Source organism: Thermodesulfobacteriota bacterium (assembly GCA_035325995.1).
In the GTDB taxonomy this organism is placed as follows: Bacteria; Desulfobacterota_D; UBA1144; order Nemesobacterales; family UBA2774; genus JADLGH01.
This window is the reverse complement of sequence record DAOKYU010000040.1, coordinates 1-3,002: the sequence shown is the minus strand read 5'-3', so window position 1 is coordinate 3,002 and position 3,002 is coordinate 1. Positions and strand designations below refer to the sequence as shown.

The window sequence follows — 3,002 nt, the reverse complement described above, 5'->3', positions numbered from 1 at the left end:
GTCAAGCCGCACGGGCGATTAGGACCGCTGCGCTCGGAACGTGTTGCCACGTGTCCACGGGCGGCCTATTGACGGAGTCGTCTCCTCCGGCCCTTCAGTGCTCTCAAGGAGCAAGGGAGTGTTCATCTTGGACGGCGTTTCCCACTTAGATGCTTTCAGCGGTTATCGCCACCGATCATCGCTACCCGGCGCTGCCCCTGGCGGGACAACCGGGACACGAGCGGATCGTCCGACTCGGTCCTCTCGTACTAGAGTCCGCATTCCTCAACACTCCAACGCCCACGACGGATACAGACCGAACTGTCTCACGACGTTCTGAACCCAGCTCATGTGCCACTTTAACCGGCGAACAGCCGGACCCTTGGGACCTTCTCCAGCCCCAGGATGTGACAAGCCGACATCGAGGTGCCAAACCGCGCCGTCGATGTGAACTCTCGGGCGCGATAAGCCTGTTATCCCCAGCGTACCTTTTATCCGTTGCGCGATAGCCGTTCCACCCCGGGCTACCGGATCACTACGGCCCACTTTCGTGGCGGGTCGACCCGTCGGTCTCCCCGTCAGGCTGGCTTCTGCCGTTACACTCTAGAAGCGCGAGTACCGTCCGCGCTGAGCCAACCTTCGCGCGCCTCCGTTACTGTTTCGGAGGCGACCGCCCCAGTCAAACTGCCCACCTGCCACGGTCCCACCTGCGGTGTGCGCAGGCTGGTGAGGACGTCGTGTCGAGCAGGGTGGTATTTCACTGGCCCCTCCCCCTGAACTAGCGCCCAGGGCTCACCGGGTCCCACCTATGCTACACAGTTCGAAACCACGTCCAATGGCAAGCTACAGTAAAGGTGCATGGGGTCTTTTTGTCCTGTCGCGGGGACTCGGAATCCTCACCGAGACTGCAATTTCGCCGAGCGCGTGGTCGAGACAGTGCCCAAGTCGTTACGCCATTCGTGCAGGTCGGAACTTACCCGACAAGGAATTTCGCTACCTTAGGACCGTTATAGTTACGGCCGCCGTTTACCGGGGCTTCGGCTCAGGCCGTCGGGTTGCCCCTAAGCCCTCCCCTTAACCTTCCGGCACCGGGCAGGCGTCAGTGCGTATACGGCGCCTTACGCGGCTTGGCACGCACCTGTGTTTTTGCTAAACAGTCGCTTGGGCCGATTCTCTGCGGCCCCCCCCAGCTTCCCTGTACGGGTCACCAAAGAGGGCATCCCTTCTTCCGAAGTTACGGGATCATTATGCCGAGTTCCTTGACCACGTCTCACTCGTGCACCTGAGGCTCCTCGCCTCGCCCACCTGTGTCGGTTTACGGTACGGACGCCAACGTCGCTCCCCGATCCGCTTTTCTCGCGTGTCGACTCCACCGCACTCGGCTTGAGGTTGCCCTCGCCCCTCGTACTCCCGTCTCGGGCTCGCGCCCTACGCGGTTGAACGGCCATCCACCAGGCCGCTGCGACTTCGTTCCACGGTCCCGAATCGGTTCAACGCTTCGCCAGCGGGGCCGGAATCTCAACCGGCTTGCCATCGGCTACGCCTCTGGGGCCTCGCCTTAGGACCCGCCTCACCCTGCGCTGATTGCCATGGCGCAGGAACCCTTGGGCTTTCGGTGCGAGAGGTTTTCACTCTCGTTTGCGCGTACTCATTCCGGCATCCTCACTTCCGCTCGCTCCAGGCCTTGGTTTCCACCGGCCCTTCACCGCACGCGGAACGCTCCCCTACCCCGCTAGCACTGCTAGCAGGCCAAGCTTCGGTGGGCCGCTTAATCCCGACCATTCTCGGCGCATCCCCGCTGGACTGGTGAGCTATTACGCACTCTTTCAAGGAATGGCTGCTTCTAAGCCAACCTCCCAGTTGTCACGGCAGGGACACATCCTTCGCTATACTCAGCGGCCACTCTGGGACCTTAGCTGTGGCTCTGGGTTCTTTCCCTCTCGCCGCTGGACATTATCGCTCAGCGACTGCCTCCCGCGGTCCATTTGACAGGTATTCGGAGTTTGGTTGGGGTTGGTACCAGCTTCGCCAGCCCGCGCCCATCCAGTCGCTCTACCCCCTGCAAACACGCCTTACGGCTTCCGCGAGGCTCTACCTCAATAGATTTCGGGGAGAACCAGCTATCTCCAGGCTTGATTGGCCTTTCACCCCTACCCACAAGTCATCCGAACGGTTTTCAACCCATACCGGTGCGGGCCTCCACTAAGTGTTACCTCAGCTTCACCCTGCTCATGGGTAGATCGCCCTGGCTTCGGGTCTACCCCCAGGAACTCCACACGCCCTCGTGACAGGACTCGCTTTCGCTCCGACTCCGCGGCTGAGCCGCTTAGCCTCGCTCCTGAGGAGTAACTCGCCGGATCATAATGCAAAAGGCACGCCGTCAGCAGTGACGAGGGTCGCCCCCCGCCCCGCCTCCGACCGCTTGTAAGCATGTGGTTTCAGGATCTCTTTCACTCCCCGCCCAGGGGTGCTTTTCACCTGTCCCTCACGGTACTCGTCCACTATCGGTCACACAGGAGTCTTTAGCCTTGGAGGGTGGTCCCCCCAGCTTCACGCCCGATTTCGCGAGTCGGGCGTTACTCAGGAACTCCACTGGGCCAGCGCTCTTCCACTACCGGGCTGTCACCGTCTCTGGCGCCCCGTTCCAGGGGACTTCGCGTCGTTAACTGGCTCCGTCCGTGGGTCCTACAACCCCGGCCCCATGAGTTGCCCCAGGAGACCGGTTTAGGCTCTGCCCCTTTCGCTCGCCGCTACTCCGGGCATCTCGTTTGATTTCTCTTCCTCCCGGTACTGAGATGTTTCAGTTCCCAGGGTTCGCTCTCCCAGCTTGCGCCAAGAGTGACGGACGTCGCCGCCCGCCGGGTTGCCCCATTCGGCCATCTCGGGATCACCGCGTGTGTGCCACTCCCCCGAGCTTATCGCAGCTTACCACGGCCTTCATCGCCTCTGTGTACCCAGGCATCCCCCACATGCTTTCGCTCGCTTGACCCCTTCTTCGTCAAGCAGAGCACGCGCGATCTACT

Annotated in this window: 1 rRNA gene; it reads right to left on the bottom strand. The window is 61.7% G+C overall.

What is annotated here, in order from left to right:
• A 23S ribosomal RNA gene (locus tag PKC29_15535) occupies positions 1–2,968 on the bottom strand; the annotation flags it as partial.
• Positions 2,969–3,002 lie beyond the last annotated feature (34 nt).